This window comes from Burkholderia sp. BCC1998 (assembly GCF_905339875.1).
GTDB lineage: Bacteria > Pseudomonadota > Gammaproteobacteria > Burkholderiales > Burkholderiaceae > Burkholderia.
Genome location: NZ_CAJPHE010000075.1, coordinates 1 through 1,067, shown reverse-complemented (window position 1 = coordinate 1,067; position 1,067 = coordinate 1). Strand labels below are relative to the sequence as shown.

1 protein-coding gene is annotated in these 1,067 nt (G+C 59.8%); it reads right to left on the bottom strand.

The genetic code is table 11. The features are described from left to right. Positions 1-30 precede the first annotated feature (30 nt). Positions 31-1,041, bottom strand: a complete 1,011-nt coding sequence (locus U5A56_RS36825; protein WP_124665742.1) for a TRAP transporter substrate-binding protein — start codon at positions 1,039-1,041, stop codon at positions 31-33. Positions 1,042-1,067: the final 26 nt, after the last annotated feature.

Here is a 1,067-nt window from a genome sequence, read left to right as displayed (position 1 = left end):
GGTGGTGGCGGAGTGGTTCATAGTGCCTCCTTACAGACGACCGGCAACGGCCTCTAGTTGGGCCCATCCTGCGGCGGGGAATTTGCTTTTCCACTGGGTGTAGTAGCCGGCGGCGCGAAGCTTGTCTTGGAAGTCGGTGGTTTTCGGCGTAGTGAACTGCATACCCTTGCCGACCAGTAGCTGTTGCGATGAGGCGTTGAATTTGACCAGGTCCTGCCGCTCTGCCACGGCGGCGTCATTCAGATGCTTTCTGACGACGCTTTGTACGTCGGGCGGCAAGGCGTCGAAGTTGTTGCGGTTCGCGAGAATCCAGAATCCATCCCACATGTGGTTCGTGAGAGAGCAGTACTTCTGCACTTCGTAGAGCCTGAAACTGGACACGACCGCGAGCGGGTTCTCCTGCGCATCGACGATCTTGGTCTGGAGCGAGGAGTAGAGCTCGTTGGCGGTGATGGTGGTGGGCAGGGCATCAAGCGCCTTGAAGAGGGAGACCCACATCGAGGATGGGGGGACGCGAATCTTCATGCCCTGGAGGTCCTTGGGGGTCGCAACGGGGCGATTGGAGCTGGTGATCTGGCGGAAGCCGTTGTCCCAGACTTTCTCGAACGCGAACAGGGAGCGCGTCTTATCGATTTCGGCACGGATGAAGGCACCAAGATTGCCGTCCATGGCTTTCCAGACGGCGTCATAGCTTTTGAACGCGAAGCCGACGCCGCTGATTGCCGCGGCGGGCACCAGAGTTGACAGCACGACGCCGGAGAGCGCGAAGAAGTCGGTTGCGCCGGATCGCACCTGACCGAGGACGTCGGTTTGAGCGCCCAATTGGTCGGACGGGAACACCTGCAGCTCGAAGCGGCCTTTCGTATCGGCCTTGATCTTTGCGGCGGCCTCGGTCAGCCGAATGTGCAACGGGTGCGTGGTCGGAGTGCTGTGGGCGATCTTGTAAGTGAACTCTGCTGCGTGGGCGCTGCGAAAGACGGGCAGTGTAGAGGCGGCGAGCGCACCTAGAGAGAGGTCCTTCACGAACTGACGTCGATTCATGCTCTGTCTCCTATTTTAAGATGGTC